Annotated in this window: 17 protein-coding genes; 7 read left to right on the top strand and 10 right to left on the bottom strand. The window is 64.2% G+C overall.

The features are described from left to right. Nucleotides 1-17: 17 nt before the first annotated feature. From IC614_RS05270 to IC614_RS05280, 3 genes are all read right to left on the bottom strand, one after another. A complete protein-coding gene (locus IC614_RS05270; protein WP_200972850.1) occupies nucleotides 18-1,205 on the bottom strand; it encodes an aspartate aminotransferase family protein in 1,188 nt (395 codons plus the stop codon). 132 nt (nucleotides 1,206-1,337) lie between these two features. Then, nucleotides 1,338-1,670: a hypothetical protein gene (locus tag IC614_RS05275; protein WP_200972851.1), complete on the bottom strand. Its 333-nt coding sequence runs from the start codon at nucleotides 1,668-1,670 to the stop codon at nucleotides 1,338-1,340. A 114-nt stretch (nucleotides 1,671-1,784) separates the two neighbouring features. After that, on the bottom strand, nucleotides 1,785-2,612 hold the full coding sequence (locus tag IC614_RS05280) for an ABC transporter permease (protein ID WP_200972852.1): 828 nt from the start codon (nucleotides 2,610-2,612) through the stop codon (nucleotides 1,785-1,787). 64 nt (nucleotides 2,613-2,676) lie between these two features. Here IC614_RS05280 and IC614_RS05285 point away from each other — a divergent pair, with 64 nt between their 5' ends. Beyond that, complete coding sequence (locus IC614_RS05285; RefSeq protein ID WP_200972853.1) at nucleotides 2,677-3,351, top strand: GcrA family cell cycle regulator; 675 nt, start codon at nucleotides 2,677-2,679, stop codon at nucleotides 3,349-3,351. 201 nt (nucleotides 3,352-3,552) lie between these two features. On the opposite strand, the gene IC614_RS05290 is transcribed toward IC614_RS05285, so the two are convergent. Next, complete coding sequence (locus IC614_RS05290; RefSeq protein WP_200972854.1) at nucleotides 3,553-3,792, bottom strand: hypothetical protein; 240 nt, start codon at nucleotides 3,790-3,792, stop codon at nucleotides 3,553-3,555. Between the two features lie 114 nt (nucleotides 3,793-3,906). Here IC614_RS05290 and parE point away from each other — a divergent pair, with 114 nt between their 5' ends. Beyond that, a complete protein-coding gene (parE, locus tag IC614_RS05295) occupies nucleotides 3,907-5,892 on the top strand; it encodes a DNA topoisomerase IV subunit B (RefSeq protein WP_200972855.1) in 1,986 nt (661 codons plus the stop codon). Nucleotides 5,893-5,950: 58 nt separating this feature from the next. Here the strand turns inward: parE and apaG are convergent, their stop codons facing one another. Beyond that, nucleotides 5,951-6,373: a Co2+/Mg2+ efflux protein ApaG gene (gene apaG / locus IC614_RS05300; RefSeq protein WP_404829146.1), complete on the bottom strand. Its 423-nt coding sequence runs from the start codon at nucleotides 6,371-6,373 to the stop codon at nucleotides 5,951-5,953. Between the two features lie 8 nt (nucleotides 6,374-6,381). Beyond that, nucleotides 6,382-7,164 (bottom strand): DNA repair protein RecO, encoded by a 783-nt coding sequence (gene recO / locus IC614_RS05305; protein ID WP_200972857.1) that lies wholly within the window; start codon nucleotides 7,162-7,164, stop codon nucleotides 6,382-6,384. A gap of 764 nt (nucleotides 7,165-7,928) precedes the next feature. Here recO and ku point away from each other — a divergent pair. The 5 genes from ku (at nucleotide 7,929) to IC614_RS05330 (ending at nucleotide 14,203) form a co-directional block, all read left to right on the top strand. Further along, nucleotides 7,929-8,831: a non-homologous end joining protein Ku gene (gene ku / locus IC614_RS05310; protein ID WP_200972858.1), complete on the top strand. Its 903-nt coding sequence runs from the start codon at nucleotides 7,929-7,931 to the stop codon at nucleotides 8,829-8,831. A 105-nt stretch (nucleotides 8,832-8,936) separates the two neighbouring features. After that, a complete protein-coding gene (gene ligD, locus IC614_RS05315) occupies nucleotides 8,937-11,486 on the top strand; it encodes a DNA ligase D (RefSeq protein WP_200972859.1) in 2,550 nt (849 codons plus the stop codon). Nucleotides 11,487-11,578: 92 nt separating this feature from the next. Beyond that, nucleotides 11,579-12,769: a toxic anion resistance protein gene (locus IC614_RS05320; protein ID WP_200972860.1), complete on the top strand. Its 1,191-nt coding sequence runs from the start codon at nucleotides 11,579-11,581 to the stop codon at nucleotides 12,767-12,769. A gap of 1 nt (nucleotide 12,770) precedes the next feature. Next, nucleotides 12,771-13,508 carry a hypothetical protein gene (locus IC614_RS05325; protein WP_200972861.1) on the top strand — a complete coding sequence of 246 codons (738 nt, stop codon included), beginning with the start codon at nucleotides 12,771-12,773 and terminating at the stop codon, nucleotides 13,506-13,508. Next, nucleotides 13,505-14,203 (top strand): hypothetical protein, encoded by a 699-nt coding sequence (locus tag IC614_RS05330; RefSeq protein WP_200972862.1) that lies wholly within the window; start codon nucleotides 13,505-13,507, stop codon nucleotides 14,201-14,203. The genes IC614_RS05325 and IC614_RS05330 overlap by 4 nt, the downstream gene beginning before the upstream one ends. On the opposite strand, the gene IC614_RS05335 is transcribed toward IC614_RS05330, so the two are convergent. From IC614_RS05335 to IC614_RS05350, 4 genes are all read right to left on the bottom strand, one after another. Next, on the bottom strand, nucleotides 14,190-15,038 hold the full coding sequence (locus IC614_RS05335) for an HpcH/HpaI aldolase/citrate lyase family protein (RefSeq protein WP_200972863.1): 849 nt from the start codon (nucleotides 15,036-15,038) through the stop codon (nucleotides 14,190-14,192). The genes IC614_RS05330 and IC614_RS05335 overlap by 14 nt on opposite strands. Nucleotides 15,039-15,177: 139 nt before the next feature. After that, nucleotides 15,178-15,630 carry a MaoC family dehydratase gene (locus IC614_RS05340; RefSeq protein WP_200972864.1) on the bottom strand — a complete coding sequence of 151 codons (453 nt, stop codon included), beginning with the start codon at nucleotides 15,628-15,630 and terminating at the stop codon, nucleotides 15,178-15,180. Between the two features lie 240 nt (nucleotides 15,631-15,870). Next, on the bottom strand, nucleotides 15,871-17,799 hold the full coding sequence (locus IC614_RS05345; protein WP_200972865.1) for an acetyl/propionyl/methylcrotonyl-CoA carboxylase subunit alpha: 1,929 nt from the start codon (nucleotides 17,797-17,799) through the stop codon (nucleotides 15,871-15,873). Next, nucleotides 17,796-18,206, bottom strand: a complete 411-nt coding sequence (locus tag IC614_RS05350; RefSeq protein ID WP_226372738.1) for an endonuclease domain-containing protein — start codon at nucleotides 18,204-18,206, stop codon at nucleotides 17,796-17,798. Before IC614_RS05350 ends, IC614_RS05345 begins: the two co-directional genes overlap by 4 nt. Nucleotides 18,207-18,233: the final 27 nt, after the last annotated feature.

The raw sequence follows: 18,233 nt of genomic DNA on the forward strand, positions 1-18,233 counted from the left end.
GGAAGTGACGGTATAAGTCAGGCAGCCTTTGGCACCTCATATTGCCGGGCGGCCTGGGACAGCTTTTCCACGAATTCCTGGATATGCGCCTCTTCGATGACGAGCGGCGGCAGGATGCGCATCACATTGTCGCCCGCCGAGACGGTGAGGAGGCCGTGATCGCGCAAATAAGTGACGAAGGCGCGGCTGTCCGCCTTCATCTTGATGCCGAGCATGAGGCCGATGCCGCGCACGCCTTCGAACAGATCGTCGTGATTGGGGATCATTTGCTCCAGCGCGCCGCGCAAGCGCTCGCCCATGCGGGTGACATGATCGAGGAATTGCGGAGTGTTCACGACATCCAGCACCGCCTGACCGGCGGCGCAGGCGAGCGGGTTGCCGCCATAGGTGGAACCGTGGGTGCCGATTACCATCCCCGCCGCGGCCTTTTCGGTCGCAAGGCAGGCGCCCATCGGAAAGCCGCCGCCAATGCCCTTGGCGACCGCCATGATATCCGGTTCGATGCCGTAATGTTCATAGGCGAAGAGCTTGCCGGTGCGGGCATAGCCGCACTGAACTTCGTCGAACACGAGCATCAGATCGCGCTCATCGCAAGCCTGGCGGAGGCCCTGAATGAATTCGCGGCTTCCCGGACGGATGCCGCCCTCGCCCTGCACCGGCTCCAGCAGGAAACCCGCCGTATGATCGTCGACCGCGGCCAGCGCCGCGTCGAGATCGTCGAATTCCACCACCTCGAAACCGGGAAGGAGCGGCGCGAAGCCGTCGCGCAGCTTTTCCTGATTGGTCGCGCTGATCGTCGCCATCGTCCGGCCGTGGAAGGCGTTGGAAAAGGTGATGAGCTTGTGCTTGTGGGGATTGCCCTTGGCATGATGGTAGCGGCGCGCGGTCTTGATCGCGCATTCCACCGCCTCCGCGCCGGAGTTGGTGAAGAAGACGGTATCGGCGAAGGTCGCGTCGACCAGCCGCTGCGCCAGCGCCTCGCCCTGCGGGCTGCCATAGAGGTTCGACACGTGGATCAGGGTTGCCGCCTGATCCTGGATCGCCTTGGTGAGGTGCGGATGACCGTGGCCCAGCAGGTTCACCGCGATGCCGCTGGCGAAATCCAGATATTTCTCGCCATTCTCGCCATAGAGATAGACGCCCTCGCCGCGCACCGGCCGCACCGGCGAACGCGGGTAGACGGGCATGAGCGGGGTGATGGCCATGGCGAATTCCTTCATCGCAATTGTACAAAAAAGGCGACCATGACGGTCGCCTTTCATGCCCCTTCTATAGGGTTTGACGGGAGGGCCAGTCAATTACAGGACCGGCCCTCCCCCCAAGCCAGCGGGAAAAAATCAGCCCCGCCGGCCGTCGCGGTCGCGGCGTTCGAAACGCAGATCCTGACGCAGGTCGTGGATCTGGCGCTGCAACTGCGCCATTTCGCGGCGGTCGAGGCCGTTGCGGGCGTAGCGATCGTGCAGCCGGTCGATCTGGTCCGCGCGCCGCAGCAACGAAGCGGCTTCACGGCGCGAAATGGCACGGCGCTGTTCGGCGCGCTCGATGCGGTTGGCGATTTCGTCCAACTGACGTTCGATGCCCGAGCCGCGATGGCTGTAATGCTGGGCGGAGGCGGGGGCCGCGACGGCCAGCGTCGACACCGCGACGAGAGAAAGAAGAACCTTACGCATGACACATACTCCTTGCCGTATTCACAAGGAGGCTTTTACCGATTCGCGGCTGTTCGAGTTCTGAACGGACCTGTCAGCCTCGGTTCAGCCGCGTAACAACGTCGCGGCTTTGTATCAGTTCTTCAATTTCCATCCACTGCGCAGGAGCGTGTAGCAGGCCGCCCAAAGCGCGACGTTGATGCCGAGCAGCAGCAAGGCGCCGAACAAGACCGGCGAGTCGGCTTCGCTCAGGAATCCGTAGCGGAAACCGGAAATGACGTAGAAGAAAGGATTGGCATGGCTCACCGCCTGGAAGGTGGGATGCAGGCTTTCGATCGAATAGAAGGTGCCCGACAGCAGCGACAGCGGCGCCACCACGAAATTGGTGACGGCGGCGGCATGGTCGAACTTTTCCGCCCAGATCGAGGTCAGCACACCGAAGAAAGCGAGCATCATGCTGCCCATCAGGCCGAACCAGATGATCGCGAGCGGATGGACGGGCGCGACATGGACGCCGGGCCAGAGCAGCATGGCGAGCCAGACGGTGATGCCGACCAGAATGGCGCGGGTGACGGAGGCGCCGACCAGGGCGGCGATCAGCTCCCCGACCGACAGGGGCGGCATGAGATAGTCGACGATCGTGCCCTGGATCTTGCCGACCAGCAGGGAGAAGCTGGAATTGGCGAAGGCGTTCTGGATCATGCCCATGATGATGAGGCCGGGCGCGATGAAATCGGCGAAGGGCACGCCGAGGACGGTCCGCCCCGCGCCGCCCAGAGCGACGGTGAAAATGATGAGGAACAGCAGGGTCGTGATCGACGGGGCCCAGATGGTTTGCAGCTGGACCTTGAAGAAACGCCTCACCTCCTTCAAATAGAGAGTCTTGAGGCCGCCCCAGTTCACGCTCCGTATGACGGGGACGCCGGGGGCGGTCCTAACCCAATTCGAAGGCTGGTCGTTCATCGCGCCGTCGCTACTTTAGGACGCTGTGAGCCGCAAGCCCGTGAAGCCGATTGAAGGATGAGATATGTCGTGGACCGATGAACGGATCGATCGCTTGAAGGCCCTGTGGACCAAGGGCATGACGGCGAGCCAGATCGCCGACGAGCTGGGCGGCGTTTCCCGCAACGCCGTGATCGGCAAGGCCCATCGCCTCGGCCTGCAGTCGCGCCCGTCGCCGGTCAAGGCGAACGAACCCGCGGCCAAGGCGAAGAAAGCCAAGCCGGAAGCTGCGCCGAAGCCCGCGGCGGAAACGCCCGCGCCCAAGCCGCGCGTCGAAGCCGCACCTTCTGCTCCCACGCAGCGCGCGGAAGCTCCGGCAGCTGCCGCCGCCCCCGCCCGTTCGCAGGTTGCACCGGAATCGCAGCCCATCATCCGCTCCATCGGCCCGGGCGGCTTCATCCGTCAGACGCCGAGCGAGCAGCAGGCGCCGATCCCGCCCGCCCCGCCGCGCCGCCTGGTGCCCGCCAAGCCGAGCGCCGAGGTCGCCGACAAGACGAGTCTCCTCGATTTGAACGAGAAGATCTGCAAATGGCCGATGGGTCATCCGGGCGAGCCGGATTTCCATTTTTGCGGCAATCCGGCCAATCCCGGCTTTCCCTATTGCGTCGAACATTGCGGCGTCGCCTATCAGGCCCAGATGCCGCGCCGCGACCGCCGCCCCCCGCCGCCGCTGCCGTTCGGCGGCCCGCGAATCCGTTAGAAATCCGGGGAACTGTCCCGGATTCTCGCCGTTTTAGCGGTCACTCCTGATGCCGGGCCTCAGCGCCCGGCTTCTTAACATTGATGGATTTGGGAATCGGGCGATGTCGCGCGAGGAAGTCGAATATTATGAGAGCCGGGCCGAAGCGGCTCTCGAGCTGGCGCAGAAAGCGAAGAGCAAAGCAGCCGTGCAGGCGCATTATCAGATGGCGACGGCGTATCTGGACCGCATATACAGCGAAGAAGGCGATTCGCAGGCCGCATAGGTGAGGCGGCACGCGTTTTTCCAGGCCAGCGAATTGAAGCCAATCGTATCGCCGTTTGCTGGGGCGTGGGTTATGCCTTTTTGAAAATCCCCCGCATCAGACGAGTGCACGGCGGCGATGGCCGGGAAAATAACCCGCCTTGCATCCTGAACGTGGTCCGATTTGATGACGGTCATGATTCCTTAACTTTTTGCCTTTCCGCCGGTTCCGTCATTCCGGGCCCGGTCTCAACGATCTTTCTACGAATCACCCCGCTTTGCACGACGAACGCGCGCATCTATAGGTCGGGCATGACTGACCTGTTCGCGTCGCCTTCCTCGTCCACGCCCGAAACCTACGACGCTTCCGCCATCGAAGTCCTCGAAGGGCTGGAGCCCGTCCGGCGGCGGCCCGGAATGTATATCGGCGGGACGGACGAGCGCGCCTTCCACCATCTCGCCGCCGAAGTGCTCGACAACAGCATGGACGAAGCGGTGGCGGGCCACGCGACCCGTATCGAAATAACGCTGGAGCCGGGCAATCGCCTCACCATCGCCGACAATGGCCGCGGCATCCCGATCGACCCCCACCCCAAATATCCGGGCAAGTCGGCGCTGGAGGTGATCCTCACCACGCTCCATTCGGGCGGCAAGTTTAGCGACAAGGCCTATGCCACGTCGGGCGGCCTGCACGGCGTTGGCGTCAGCGTGGTGAACGCGCTGTCGATCGACACGGCCGTCGAGGTCGCGCGCAACAAGAAGGTCTACCGCCAGACCTTCGCCAAGGGGCATCCCACCAGCGGCCTGGAGGAAATCGGCCAGACCCAAAACCGGCGCGGCACGACGATCGCCTTCACGCCCGATCCCGAAATCTTCGGCCCCGACGCAAAATTCAAGCCCGCGCGCCTGTACCGGCTCGCGCGGTCCAAGGCCTATCTGTTCGCCGGCGTGGAAATACGCTGGAAATGCGACCCTGCGCTGATCGAGGGCGCCAGCGTTCCCGCCGAGGCCGTGTTCCAATTCCCCGGCGGCCTTGCCGATCATCTGAAGGAGCAGATCGGCACGCGGAATTGCGCGACGAACGAATTCTTCAAGGGACGGCAGGAATTTCCGGACAGCCAGGGCTCCGTCGAATGGGCCGTCGCCTGGCCGCTCTGGAGCGAGGGCGGATCCTCTTATTATTGCAACACCATTCCGACGCCCGACGGCGGCACCCACGAACAGGGCATTCGCGCGGCTTTAACCCGGGGCATTCGGGCCTTCGCCGAGCTGGTCGGACAGCAGAAGAAAGCCAAGGACATCCAGGCCGACGACATCGTGTCCGGCGCGGAGATCATGCTGTCTGTCTTCATCCGCGACCCGCAATTTCAGAGCCAGACCAAGGACCGCCTGACGAGTCCCGACGCTGCGCGCCTGGTGGAATCGGCGATCCGCGACCATTTCGACCATTATCTCGCCGACAATATGGAGCGCGGCCGCGCCCTGCTCGGCTTCGTGCTCGACAGGATGGACGAACGGCTGAAGCGCAAGGCCGAACGCGAGATCAAGCGCAAGACCGCGACCAGTTCGCGCAAGCTCCGCCTGCCCGGCAAGCTCACCGATTGTTCCAACGACGATCCGGCCGGCACCGAGCTTTTCATCGTCGAAGGCGACAGCGCGGGCGGCTCCGCCAAGCAGGCGCGCGACCGCAAGACGCAGGCCATCCTGCCAATCCGCGGCAAGATATTGAACGTCGCCAGCGCCAACAGCGCGAAGATCGGCGCCAACCAGGAAATCGCGGACCTGGGATTGGCGCTCGGCTGCGGCTTCCGCGACCGCTGCGATCCCGATGCGCTCCGTTATGATCGTGTCATCATCATGACCGACGCGGACGTGGACGGCGCCCATATCGCGACCCTGCTCATGACCTTTTTCTTCCAGGAAATGCCGGAGATCGTGAAGCGCGGGCACCTCTACCTCGCCCAGCCGCCGCTCTACCGTTTGTCGGCGGGCGGAACCGTCGCTTATGCCCGGGACGATGCCCAGCGCGCCGAACTGGAAGCCACCGTTTTCAAAGGCAAGAAGGTCGATATCGGCCGCTTCAAGGGCCTGGGCGAGATGAATCCGGCCCAGCTCCGCGAAACCACGATGGACCCCAAAACCCGCAGCCTCATCCGCATCACGTTGCCCCAGGATTATCAGGACCAGCAGCCGGTGAAGGATCTCGTCGATCGGCTGATGGGCAAGAATCCCGAACATCGCTTCGCCTTCATCCAGAAAAATGCGGCGACCGTGGACGAGGAAGAAATCGACGCCTGACCGATTGGCGTCCTGATCGCGCCGAAGTAAGGGGGAAGCTGACGCCCCGGCCGGGGCGTCAGCTTTCCACTATGGACGTTTGCAGCGGAAAGCGCGGAATGGCGGCGGCGAAGACGGCGCCGTCGGCCGCGATCATATTGTAACGCCCCTCCATCGCGCCGTTGGGCGTGCCGAGGGGGCAGCCGGAAACATAATCGAACGACCCGCCCGGTTCGATGACCGGCTGCTCGCCGACGACGCCGTCGCCCTTCACCTCGTGGACGATGCCGTCCCCGTCGCTGATCCGCCATTCGCGGCTGAGGAGTTGAACGGCGTGATCGCCGTCATTTTCGATCCGCACATGATAGGCCCAGAACCAGCGGCCCTTGGCGGGCTCCGACTGATCGGCGAGAAAGCTCACCGATACCAAGACGGTGACGCCGCGCGTCGTGGCGCTGTGCGGGAAGAGCGATCTCACGGAAAAGAGTTTTCCTGTTTCCATTGCCGCCGTCAACGCACGACGCGACGCAAACGATCAATCAGCCTGTCGCGCGCGGCGAGCGCCTCCGCCTGCCGGTCGATCAGGACATCGCGGGCGAGGAAATGGCCGGTGAGCCTGAAGCCGTCCAGGATCGCGTCCCATCCGCCTTCCCCGCCTCCGACCAAGAAGGGGGGCAAGGGCAGCAGGCGATCGCGATACGCCCCCGCGCCTTCCCGGCTCACCGCGCGCCCGCTTTTAGGGCTGACGAAAGCGAGGCCGTCCCGAGCGCCTGTCGCCGCGCATTCGGACAGGTCGAGGCCGAAGCCCAATTCCGACAGCAGCAGCAATTCGTAGCGGACGAACGCCGCCGCCCACCCCTTGGCCGATGGCGCGGCTTCAATGGCGGCGAGAAGGCCGTCAAGCGCTTGGTAAAGACGCGGATAAGGCTGCCCCTCCGGCAAGGCCGTGGCCGTCAAGGTCGCCGCCCATTCGATGGCGGCGGCAGGCAGCGCTTCGCTGAACAATGGCGCACGGCTGGCGACCAGCTCGACGGCGAGCTGGGCCAATTGCTCGTCGGTTCGCGCACGATATTCGGCCTGGACGATATTGCCGGGCACCAGCACCGGCTTGAGCCGCCGCGACCGCCCGCCCCTTACGTAACCGGCCTGCACCCCTGCTTCGGGTGTGAGAAAGCGCGCGATCGTCCCATGTTCGCCATGCGGGCGCAGCGAAAGGACGATGGCGGTCGTGGCAAGGTGCACCGACTTCAGCCACCGTTGCGCCGCATCAGGCGCGCGAGAGAATTCATCCATTGCGATGCGAGGATGGACGGCAGCGCAGACCCTGCCGGCCGGGGCGGCTGGCAGAAAGCCCTGGCACCGCGATGTCCCGCTACCATGATTGGCACCCGCCGGCGGGACCGTTCATTCATCATCGGACCGAAGAGGCGCGGCTCTGCCATGCCTCTCTCCTTGCGCCCTATCGAAGCGGAACGTTCCCGCGCAGGCCACGGCAACATAGGGTCGCGACACGGGGCCCAACCGCGCGTCTTGAACCGCAGCGGCGGACGTCTGGATCGCCGCCATTCCGGCGCCCAATGCATCGCCCGGGAAAAGCCGCCTGTTCACGCTCATGTTCATCCCTTCGCCCCGCAGTGATGGCCCGTAAGCAGGGCAGTTTCAAGGACGTGTCGCACCCTTGGATTCATTCGCATGCCGCAGCGTTCCGGCACTTTATGCACCATGCCTGGCTTTGGTCTCAGCCCCTCACTTCCAATCCCCGCATAGCCACGATCCAAGCATCCCAGCCAAGTACTGAATGCACATCAGCAGCAGAAACCCGGTGACATCCTTATAAGGGACCCTTATAAGGATCCCTTATAAGGATAGATGATTAGCTTCGGAGAAGAAGAAGGAGGGAGTGGAGTGATTTGGGGGAATTTGGGGGGATTGGGGGTAGTGGAGGAATGGTGGTAGCGGTGATGGAGAAGAGTTTCGACTGCGGGCGCCGCCCTTGATGGCGGAACCCTCCCCCTTCCCCGCTCATTGAATCGCCCGCGTATCATTTGGAGCAGGTCATGGCCGCACGGGCTTATTGGAAGGGACAGATCAGGCTCGCCCTCGTCTCGATCCCGGTCGAAATCTATTCCGCGACCAAAAGCGGCGCGACCATCGCGTTCAACCAGATTCACGAGCCGACGGGCAAACGCGTCAAATATGAAAAGGTCGTGCCTGGCGTCGGGCCCGTCGACCCCGACGAGATCGTCAAAGGCTTCCAATATGAGAAAGGCCACTATGTCCTTCTGCAAGAGGATGAAATCGAGGCGGTGAAGCTCGAGAGCAAGAAGACGCTGGAGCTCACCCAATTCGTCGACCAGAGCGAGATCGACGTCCTTTATTACGAGAAGCCTTATTATGTCGTTCCAGCCGACGATCTCGCCGAAGAGGCGTTCATCGTGCTGCGCGAGGCATTGCGGCGGACGAAGAAGGTCGGCCTTGGGCAGCTTGCCCTGCGCGGCCGCGAATATGTGGTGAGCCTGAAACCGTGCGGGCGCGGTCTGGTGTTGGAGACGCTGCGCTATGCCGACGAGGTCAACAAGGCGCAGAGCTATTTCCGCGACATCGGCGATGGGAAGCCGGACGAGGAGCTGCTCGACCTCGCCGAGACCTTGATCGAAAAGAAGACGGGCCCCTTCCACCCCGACGAATATCACGACCGCTATATCGATGCGCTGAAGGAGCTGATCGACCGCAAGCGCAAGGGCAAGACGATCGAAACCGAGGAGGAAGAAGCGCCGAGCCGGGGATCCAACGTCATCGATCTGATGGCGGCGCTCAAGAAATCGCTCGACAAGGGCGGGGGGGACGCGGGGGATGCGAAACCGGCGGCCGAGAAAGCCTCTCCCTCCCGAAAACCCTCCGCGAAGAAGGCGCCTGCCAAGAAGGCGGCCGCCAAAGCACCGGCGCGGAAGCGGGCATGATGCCTCCCCTCTTTCGTCATCCCGGCGAAAGCCGGGATCTCAGGACGAGAACGTGCCTCTTCCGTAGAGAGACTCCAGCTTTCGCCGGGGCGACGGGGAGGGTCCATGGCTAAAAAGGCAGCCGATCCCCTCGCCCGATACAAGGCCAAGCGCGATTTCACGAAGACCGCCGAGCCCGCGGGCCGGGTGGAGGCGACCGGCAAGAACATCTTCATGGTGCAGAAGCATGACGCGACGCGGCTCCACTATGATTTCCGGCTGGAGCTGGACGGGACGCTGAAGAGTTGGGCGGTGACGCGGGGGCCGAGCCTCGACCCCGCCGACAAGCGCCTTGCGGTCAGGACGGAGGATCATCCGATGTCCTATGCGACGTTCGAAGGCACGATCCCCAAGGGCCAATATGGCGGCGGCACCGTTATGCTGTGGGATCGCGGCACCTGGACGCCGGAACCCGGCAAGGATCCGCGCGAGACGCTGGAGAAGGGCCATCTCCACTTCAGCCTGGACGGCGAGCGGATGAAGGGCGAGTGGATCCTCATCCGCCTCAAGCCGCGTCCCGGCGAGCGGAACGAGAATTGGCTGCTGCGCAAGATCGAGGACGTGCATGCGGGCAGCTCGGTCGGGCTGACCGAGAAATATCTGACTTCCGTCAAGACCGGCCGGACGATGAACGAGATTGCGGAAGGCGACGATCCGCCTTGGAACAGTGATCGGGCGGAAAAGTCTCCTCCCCGGGACGGGGAGGGGGACCAGCCGAAGGCTGGTGGAGGGGCTGGCCGGAAGTCCGCGAAAACCCCTCCACCGCGCTCCGCGCGGTCCCCCTCCCCGTCCCGGGGAGGATTGAAGCTCCCGGCCTTTCGCGAGGTGCAGAAAGCCACCCTCGTCGATCATGTGCCGAGCGGCTCGGCCTGGTTGCACGAGATGAAGTTCGACGGCTATCGCTGTCTCCTCGCCATCGCGGAGGGCCAAGCGAAAATCTACACGCGCACCGGGCTCGACTGGTCGGATAAATTTCCGGAGATCGTCGCGGCCGCGCAGGAACTGGAAGTCGGCTCCGCACTGATCGACGGCGAGATCGTGAAGGTCGACGACAAGGGCAGTACCAATTTCTCCGCGCTTCAACAGGCGATCAGCGAGGGCGGCAAGGGCCTGACCCTGTTCGCCTTCGACCTTCTCGAGGTGGACGGCGAAGATTTGACGCGCCTTCCCAATATCGACCGGAAGCAACGGCTGTCCTCCCTGCTCGGCGAAGGCAAGCCGCCCTTCATCCTCTATGCCGATCACGTTATTGGCGCCGGCGAGAAGCTGTTCGACGCGATGTGCGATGCTGGACAGGAAGGCATCATCTCGAAAAAAGCCGACGCGCCCTATCGGGGCACGCGCACGAAGAGCTGGCTCAAGATCAAATGCACGCGGCGCCAGGAGTTCGTGATCGTCGGCTGGACGCCGAGCGAGAGCAAGGCGCGAGCGCTTCGCGCCTTGCTGCTGGCGGTCCATGAGGTCGGCAAGCTGCGCTATGTCGGCAAGGTCGGCACCGGCTTTTCGATGGCGACACTCCAAGACCTGCTCGGCAGGCTGAAAAAGCTGGAGACGAAGGAGGCGCCGGTCGCGGTGCCGCGATCGGAATCGCGTGGGGCGCATTGGGTGAAACCGGAACTGGTGGCGGAGGTCGCCTTCGCCGAATTTACCGGCGAGGGATCAGTGCGCCACGCGAGTTTCCTCGGCCTGCGCGACGACAAGCCGGCTGAAGCGGTGGTCGAGGAAAAGCCGCAGCCGATGCCTGAAACAGCGGGCGACGATGTGAAGATCAGCAATCCCGATCGCGTCATCTTCCCCGACGCCAACGTCACCAAGGGGCAGCTCGCCGATTATTACCGCGCCGTAGCGCCCTTGATGCTCGAATGGGTGAAGGAGCGGCCGATCAGTCTGGTCCGCTGTCCGCAGGGACGGGCGAAGAAATGTTTCTTCCAGAAGCATGATGCGGGCACGTTCGGCACCCACGTCCACCATGTGCCGGTGCTGGAAAAACGCGGGAATACGGAAGATTATCTTTACGTCACCGACCAGGCCGGGCTGCTCACCTGCGTGCAGATGGGAACGATCGAGTTTCACGGCTGGGGATCGCGCGTTGCCGATATCGAGAAGGCCGACCGGCTGATCTTCGACCTCGATCCCGACGAAGGATTGGGTTTCGAGGCGGTCAAGAAGGCGGCGGTGGATCTGAAGGGGCACCTTGCCGACATGGGCCTTCAGACCTTCCCGCTGCTGACAGGCGGTAAGGGGTTGCACATCGTCGTGCCGCTGGCACCCAAAGCGGAATGGCCAGAGGTGAAGGATTTCGCCCAGCGCTTCGCCCTTGCCTTGTCGGAAGCGGAGCCGGAGCGCTTCACCGCCAACCTCGCCAAGGCGAAACGGAAAGGCCGGATCTTCCTCGATTACCTGCGCAACCAACGTGGGGCGACGGCGATCATGCCTTACTCCGCCCGATCACGCGAGCATGCGCCGGTGTCGGCGCCGATCAACTGGAACGAGCTGGACGAAATGGATAGCGGCGGGCGCTTCACGGTGAAGGACGTGGACCTGCTGCTGAAGCGCGCGTCGGGGCGCCTGCTCCAAGGCTGGGGCGAGGCGGAGCAGGTGCTGCCGGACCTTTGAATAGGTGTATTGTAAAAACAATACACTTTTCCCCTTGCGCTGAATGGCCCAAAAGCCCCATCTTCACCCTCGAACAACCAAGGGGTTAGCGCATGGCCACTGAAACCAAGCTGAAACTGGAAGCTCCGGACGTCGTGGCGCCGATCGAGCCCGCCGAGGCCGCGGGTCTGGTGCCGCTGAAGGCGGAGGAAAAGACCGCGCTTGAATCCAAGGTGGACAGCTTCATCACCGATCTCGTCGCGCTCGACGCCAACAGCCCGGATTTCGGCAAGAAAGTGGATCAGCTGACCACCATGGGCCGCAAGGAAATCGCGGAAGCCGCCGGTCATTCCAACCGCTTCCTCGACCGGCCGGTCAAGGCGATCGACAGCGACACCGGCATCGGATCGGATCTCACCAAGCTCCGCAAGACGGTGGAGGAATTGGACCCCGGCCGGGGCGGCGCGCTCACCAAGCCGCGCAAGATCCTGGGGATCATTCCGTTCGGCAACCGGATGCGCAGCTATTTCATGAAATATCAGTCCGCGCAGACCCATATTTCGTCGATTCTCGCCAGTCTCGCGTCGGGCAAGGACGAGCTTCTGATGGACAATGCCGCCATCGACGTCGAGCGGGCAAACCTGTGGAAGACCATGGGCAAGCTCGAGCAGATGATCCACATCTCCAAGACGCTCGACCAGAAGCTTGAGGACAAGGCGAACGAGCTCGATGCGACCGAGCCCGCCAAGGCCAAGGCGATCCGGGAAACGGCGCTTTTCTACACGCGCCAGCGGACCACAGACCTGCTGACCCAGATGGCGGTCAGCGTGCAAGGCTATCTCGCGCTCGACTTGGTCAAAAAGAACAATGTCGAGCTGGTGAAGGGCGTGGATCGCGCATCGACGACGACCGTCGCGGCACTCCGCACGGCGGTCACGGTGGCACAGGCGCTGACCAACCAGCGGCTGGTGCTCGATCAGATCAGCGCCCTCAATACGACGACCGCGAACATGATCGACACGACGGGCACGTTGCTCAAGAGCCAGTCCGGCGAAATCCACAAGCAGGCCGCGTCCGCGACCATACCGCTCGAAACCCTGCAGCGCGCCTTCCAGAACATCTACGAGACGATGGATACGATCGACCGGTTCAAGGTCGAGGCCCTGGGCAACATGAAGCAGACGGTGAACGTCCTGTCGTCCGAAGTCGAAAAGAGCCGGGGCTATATCGCCAGGGCGGAAGGCGTGGAGCAGAACAAGCTGGCTGGGCCCGCGGAATCGCCGTTCACGGCGCTTGAGGGGTAAAATGGCGCGCACGCCCCGCCGCGTCGAAGACACCCTCGCCCGCTTCGACGAGATCAGCGCGCGGCTGGACGGCCATGCGCCCTCCACGCGGGCGGCGGCGCGGCGGCATTACGGACGGTCGGCGCGATCGCTTGGAAAACGCGTGGGAGCGATGACGGCAGCGATCGGCGCCCTGATCGTCGCGACAATCGGCTTCGGCTGGATCGTCGGGCCGATCGGCATCGGCGGCCTGTTCCTGGTGGCGCTCGCCATCATCTTCATCCTCATCTTCATGTCGGTCTGGCCGGGCGAGAAGGCGGAGAAGCCCTACACGCAGGACATGTCGAACCGGCAAGTGGTGAGCCGCCTCGATTCCATCCTGCACCTGAAGCGCCCTGCCCTTCCCTCTCCCGCCGGGCGCCGGGTCGATGCGATCTCCGCGCAGCTGCCGCTGCTCGAATCCCGGCTGGGCGAGCTCGACGCGCTCGATCCGCTGGCGCAGGATGCGCGGCGGCTGATGGGGCAGCATCTGCCCGAGCTGATCGAACGCTACGAACGTGTGCCGCCCGCCTACCGTCAGCAGCGCGACGGCGAGGGTCTCACTGTCGACGAGCGGCTGGTCGCGGGTCTCGACGCCGCCAAGACCGCGCTCGACGATCTCGGCGCCCGGTTGACGCGCGGCGATCTCGACGCCTTCGAGACGCAGGGCCGCTTCATCGAGAGCCGCTACAAGGACGACGGAGGCGTCGGGGGCCAGTGATCGGTCTGGGCGAGGCTTTCGACGCGGCCGAGACGTTCCTTCGGAAGCACATCAAATCCAAAGCGGTTCGCGCGGCCGAGAAACGGCGCAAGGAACGCAAGCGGCATGAAGCGGCCCGGAAGTTCGGGCGGGCGGCGACCGCTACCGCCGTGTCGGGCGGAAGCATCGCTGCCTACAGCCTCGCCGTCGCCCCGCTTGCGACGCCGCTCCTGCTGGCTGGCGGCGTGGCGACGGTGGGGCTCGCCGTTCTTGCGGCACGCTGGCAAGGCCGGACGCTCAAGGGCTTTTCGCGGGAGGAGTTGACCGCTCTTCCCGGCAAGGCCGAAAGCTGGCTGCTCGACCTGCGCGAACGGATGCCGCGCGAAGCCGGAGACCCTCTCGACCGCGTGCTATCGCGGCTTGGCGACCTGCAGCCGCAATTGGGCGAGATCGACCCCAATTCGACCCTCGCCTGGGACGCGCGGCGGCTGATCGGCGACCACCTGCCCCGCCTCGTCCGTTCCTATTGCGAGCTGCCCGCGCACGCCCGGGCGGAGGATCCGAGCTTCGCCTACCGCCTTGCCCAGGGCCTCGACACGCTGGCGGACGAGCTTGGCGACCTGTGCACCCAGGTGAGCCGCGACCGCCGCCTGACCTTCGAGGCGCATCAACGCTTCATCCAGAGCCGCTATCGCGACGACATCAAGGCGGAGTGATCATTAGGCCGAGCGTGCGCCGGGCCTGCACGAGGTGCGGCCGGTCGATCATCTTGCCGTCGAGGGACAGCGCGCCGACGCCAGGATTGGCGGCGAAGGCGTCGACGATCGCCTGGGCATGGGCGATCTCCACCTCGGACGGGGTGAAGGCGGCGTTGATGACCGGCACCTGCGCCGGGTGGATCGCCATCATGCCGGTGAAGCCGTCGCGGCGGGCGCGGGCGGCATAGGCGGCAAGGCCGTCGAGGTCGCGGAAGTTCGGATAGACGGTCTCGATCGGCGCCACGCCCGCCGCCGCCGCGCCGAACAGGCAGAGAGAACGGGCGAGTTCGTAAGGCGGCGTGAGGCTGCCGTCTTCCTCGCGAGAAGTGGCGGCGCCAATGGCCGCAGGGAGGTCTTCGGCGCCCCAGGTGAGGGCTTCCAGTCTCTTGGCCCCGCCATAGGTGCCGAGCTGGAAAATGGCGGCGGGGGTTTCGGTCGCGATGGCGAGGATGCGGGCGGTGGCGTTGCCCATCATCGTCAGCCGGTGCGCCAAGGCGTCCACGGAGGCGCCGCCTTCGGCCTTCGGAAGGACGACCCCGTTCGGCCGGACAGAGGCGAGCGCGTCGAGATCCTTGTCCGCCTCCCCTCCATCGAGAGGATTGATGCGCACCCAGAGATGGGCGGCAGGGTGAGCGGAAACGAAATCGGCGACAAGACGACGCGCCTCGGGCTTCTTCTCGGGCGCAACGGCATCCTCGAGATCGAGGATCAGCGCGTCGGCGCCGAGGCCGAGCGCCTTTTCCATCCGTTCGGGGCGGTCGCCCGGAACGAAGAGGAGGGAGCGGAGCTTCATTGGCCGCGCTCCAAGAGGCCCCTCCCCCTTGATGGGGGAGGCTGGGTGGGGGTGATGGCTGGGCTAGGTTCGGTGCAGGCGGAGAGATCACCCCCACCCAAGCCTCCCCCATCAAGGGGGAGGGCTTTGAAAGGGGGGGTCACGCCGGTCTCCTTTGCATCAGGGCAGTACGTTCGCAGATGCAGACGAGTTCGTCGCGCTGGTTGAACATGCGATGCTCGAAGGTCGCGATGCCCGCATCCGGGCGGCTTTTGCTGTCCTTCAAGGCGATCACTTCGGTTTCGGCGCGCAAAGTATCGCCGATGAAGACGGGCTTCGGCATCCGCACCTTGTCGTAGCCGAGATTGGCGACGAGCGTGCCAAGCGTGGTGTCGCCCACGGACAGGCCGATCATCAGCGCGAAGGTGAAGGTGCCGTTGACGACGATCCGGCCGAACTCCGTCGCGCCCGCATATTCGGCGTCGAGATGCAGCGGCTGCGGATTGTGGGTGAGCGTCGAGATGAGGAGATTGTCGGTTTCCGTCACCGTGCGGTGCGGCTGGTGCGTCAGCCGGTCGCCGACCTGCCATTCATCGTAAAAGCGCCCTGCCATTGCCTGCTAAATCCCGTGAAGTTGATGAAATTGATGCTGTGGCGAAGTTTTTCAGTTTCCTTTCCCGCATCACCGGAACCGGCGACGGCCCGATGGTGGCAGGAAGCACGCGTGTAGGACAGCCTTTTTATCCTCCCCGGTACGGGGAGGTGGCAGCGCATAGCGCTGACGGAGGGGCTGGTAAGAAGTTCCGAGCAACCCCTCCACCATGCTTCGCATGGTCCCCCGTGCCGTGAGGATTTATTCCGCCTTCTCGATCTTCACCAGCAGCGTCCCCTCCACCACTTGCGCGCCTTCGCTGGCGTTGAGTTCGGTGACGATGCCGTCGAAGGGGGCGGCGAGGCTGTGTTCCATCTTCATCGCTTCCAACGTGACGAGCTTCTGCCCCTTCGCCACCCGATCCCCCTGCCGCGCGTCGACCGCGATGATGCGTCCGGGCATGGGGGAGATCATCGCGCCGTCGCCCGCCTCCCGCGCATCGGCGGATTGCGGGTAGCGGGTTTGCAGCAAGTAGGTCTGGCCGCGCTCTGTGACGATGGCGCCTTCTTCACCCAGCGACCGGATCGACAATATCGCGCTGTAATCCGGCATGCCCCCGGTCCAGTCGCCCGCGACGCGGCTGCCATTCAGCCAAAAGGCGATCTCCGGATCTGGTTCTGCGTTGAGGCGGAAACCGGCATTCTGGTTGCGAAAGGCATAGTCGTCCGCGCCCTCATAAGGCGCATAGGCCCGGTAGAAGGCGGCGGCGCCGTCGATCGCCGCTTGCGACGGCGACGGGGCGGGAAGCAACCGGTCCAGTTCGCGCGGAACCAGCCCGGTGTCGAGCCTGCCAAGCGCGAAATCCTGATGCGCGACGCATTCGTAGAGGAATCCTTTATTGGTCCTGAGCGGCGCCACATAGCTTGCGTTCAACATCTTCATCAGCAGTTGGCGCGCCCAGGCTCGATCGCGGTCCCAGGCCACCAGCTTCGCGATCATCGGATCGTAGAAGGGCGAAATCCGGTCGCCCTGCGCCACTCCGCTATCCACCCGCGCGTGCGACGTTGCACCCGAATGCCGTTCTTCCATCGCATCGAAATAAAGATGGTCCAACCGCCCGATGGACGGCAGAAATTCGTTGGCGGGATCCTCGGCATAGAGGCGGGCCTCGATGGCCCAACCGGTGATGGAAAGCTCATCCTGGCGCTTGGGAAGCGGCTCCCCGCTCGCGACGCGGAGTTGCCATTCGACGAGATCCTGGCCGGTGATCATCTCCGTCACCGGATGCTCGACCTGGAGCCGCGTGTTCATTTCCATGAACCAGATGCGGTCGGCACGAAGGCCCGCCGAGCCGTCGGCGATGAACTCGATCGTGCCCGCGCCGACATAGTCGACGGCCTTGGCGGCCTTCACCGCGGCTGCGCAGACGGCGGCGCGGGTGGCTTCGTCCATGCCGGGTGCGGGGGCTTCCTCGATCACCTTCTGGTGGCGGCGCTGGAGCGAGCAGTCGCGTTCGAACAGGTGGACGACATTGCCGTGCGTGTCGCCGAACACCTGCACTTCGATATGGCGCGGGCGCTCGATATATTTTTCGATAAGGACGCGGTCGTCGCCGAAAGAGGAGGCCGCCTCCCGCTTGCAGGAGAGGAGCATATCGGCGAAGTCGGACGCGGCGTTGACCTTGCGCATCCCCTTGCCGCCGCCGCCCGCCACGGCCTTGATGAGGACGGGATAACCGATGGCGTCGGCTTCCTTTTGCAGACGATCCGGCGATTGGTCGTCGCCGAGATAGCCGGGCGTGGTGGGAACGCCGGCTTCGTCCATCAATTTCTTGGCGGCATCCTTGAGACCCATGGCGCGGATGGAATGCGGTTGCGGGCCGACCCAGATCAGACCCGCCGCGATCACCTTTTCAGCGAAGTCGGCATTTTCGGAGAGGAAGCCGTAGCCCGGGTGAATGGCCTCCGCGCCAGTCGCCTTCGCGGCCGCGATGATCTTGTCGCCGACGAGATAGCTTTCGCGCGCGGGCGGCGGGCCGATATGCACCGCCTCGTCCGCTTCGCGCACATGCAGCGCCCCCGCATCCGCGTCGGAATAGACGGCGACCGTGCGAATGCCGAGCCGCCGGGCGGTGCGGATGATCCGGCAGGCAATCTCGCCCCGGTTCGCGATGAGGAGGGATTGGATCATTCAAAATCCTCCCCGGCACGGGGAGGGGGACCAGCCGCAGGCTGGTGGAGGGGGCCCGAGGCCCGGCACCATTCGATTATGCTCGTCACAACACCCTCTATATTCTGCAGCACGTCGCGTGCGGGAAAGCGGATGGTGTTGAAGCCGACTTGGATCAGCTGTTGATCTCTCACCCGGTCGCGTTCAACCCGATCTTCGCGTTCATGGGCTTCGCCGTCGATCTCAATTCCTAGCCGTGCTTCCAAGCAGGCGAAATCCAGAATGTAGCCGCACTGCGGGAGCTGGCGGCGAAACTTGAATCCTCCGGGCCGCCGCTTCAGTTCGCGCCAGAGCAGGACTTCGGGAAGGCTCATTTCTTTGCGAAGTGAACGGGCTCTTTTGACCAGCTTGATTGGGGAAGTGAGCACTATAGGGCCCCCTCCACCAGCCTTCGG

The sequence above is a fragment of the Sphingosinicella flava genome (assembly GCF_016025255.1).
Lineage (GTDB): Bacteria > Pseudomonadota > Alphaproteobacteria > Sphingomonadales > Sphingomonadaceae > Allosphingosinicella > Allosphingosinicella flava.

Excerpts from the sequence above, each read along its gene's own strand:
- recO (WP_200972857.1), bottom strand. The coding sequence starts at position 7,164 with ATGGATGAATTCTCTCGCGCGCCTGATGCGGCGCAACGGTGGCTGAAG.
- ku (WP_200972858.1), top strand. The coding sequence starts at position 7,929 with ATGGCCGCACGGGCTTATTGGAAGGGACAGATCAGGCTCGCCCTCGTC.
- IC614_RS05270 (WP_200972850.1), bottom strand. The coding sequence starts at position 1,205 with ATGGCCATCACCCCGCTCATGCCCGTCTACCCGCGTTCGCCGGTGCGG.
- IC614_RS05320 (WP_200972860.1), top strand. The coding sequence starts at position 11,579 with ATGGCCACTGAAACCAAGCTGAAACTGGAAGCTCCGGACGTCGTGGCG.
- IC614_RS05340 (WP_200972864.1), bottom strand. The coding sequence starts at position 15,630 with ATGGCAGGGCGCTTTTACGATGAATGGCAGGTCGGCGACCGGCTGACG.
- IC614_RS05345 (WP_200972865.1), bottom strand. The coding sequence starts at position 17,799 with ATGATCCAATCCCTCCTCATCGCGAACCGGGGCGAGATTGCCTGCCGG.
- IC614_RS05325 (WP_200972861.1), top strand. The coding sequence starts at position 12,771 with ATGGCGCGCACGCCCCGCCGCGTCGAAGACACCCTCGCCCGCTTCGAC.
- parE (WP_200972855.1), top strand. The coding sequence starts at position 3,907 with ATGACTGACCTGTTCGCGTCGCCTTCCTCGTCCACGCCCGAAACCTAC.
- IC614_RS05290 (WP_200972854.1), bottom strand. The coding sequence starts at position 3,792 with ATGACCGTCATCAAATCGGACCACGTTCAGGATGCAAGGCGGGTTATT.
- IC614_RS05280 (WP_200972852.1), bottom strand. The coding sequence starts at position 2,612 with ATGAACGACCAGCCTTCGAATTGGGTTAGGACCGCCCCCGGCGTCCCC.
- IC614_RS05275 (WP_200972851.1), bottom strand. The coding sequence starts at position 1,670 with ATGCGTAAGGTTCTTCTTTCTCTCGTCGCGGTGTCGACGCTGGCCGTC.
- apaG (WP_404829146.1), bottom strand. The coding sequence starts at position 6,373 with ATGGAAACAGGAAAACTCTTTTCCGTGAGATCGCTCTTCCCGCACAGC.
- IC614_RS05335 (WP_200972863.1), bottom strand. The coding sequence starts at position 15,038 with ATGAAGCTCCGCTCCCTCCTCTTCGTTCCGGGCGACCGCCCCGAACGG.
- ligD (WP_200972859.1), top strand. The coding sequence starts at position 8,937 with ATGGCTAAAAAGGCAGCCGATCCCCTCGCCCGATACAAGGCCAAGCGC.
- IC614_RS05285 (WP_200972853.1), top strand. The coding sequence starts at position 2,677 with ATGTCGTGGACCGATGAACGGATCGATCGCTTGAAGGCCCTGTGGACC.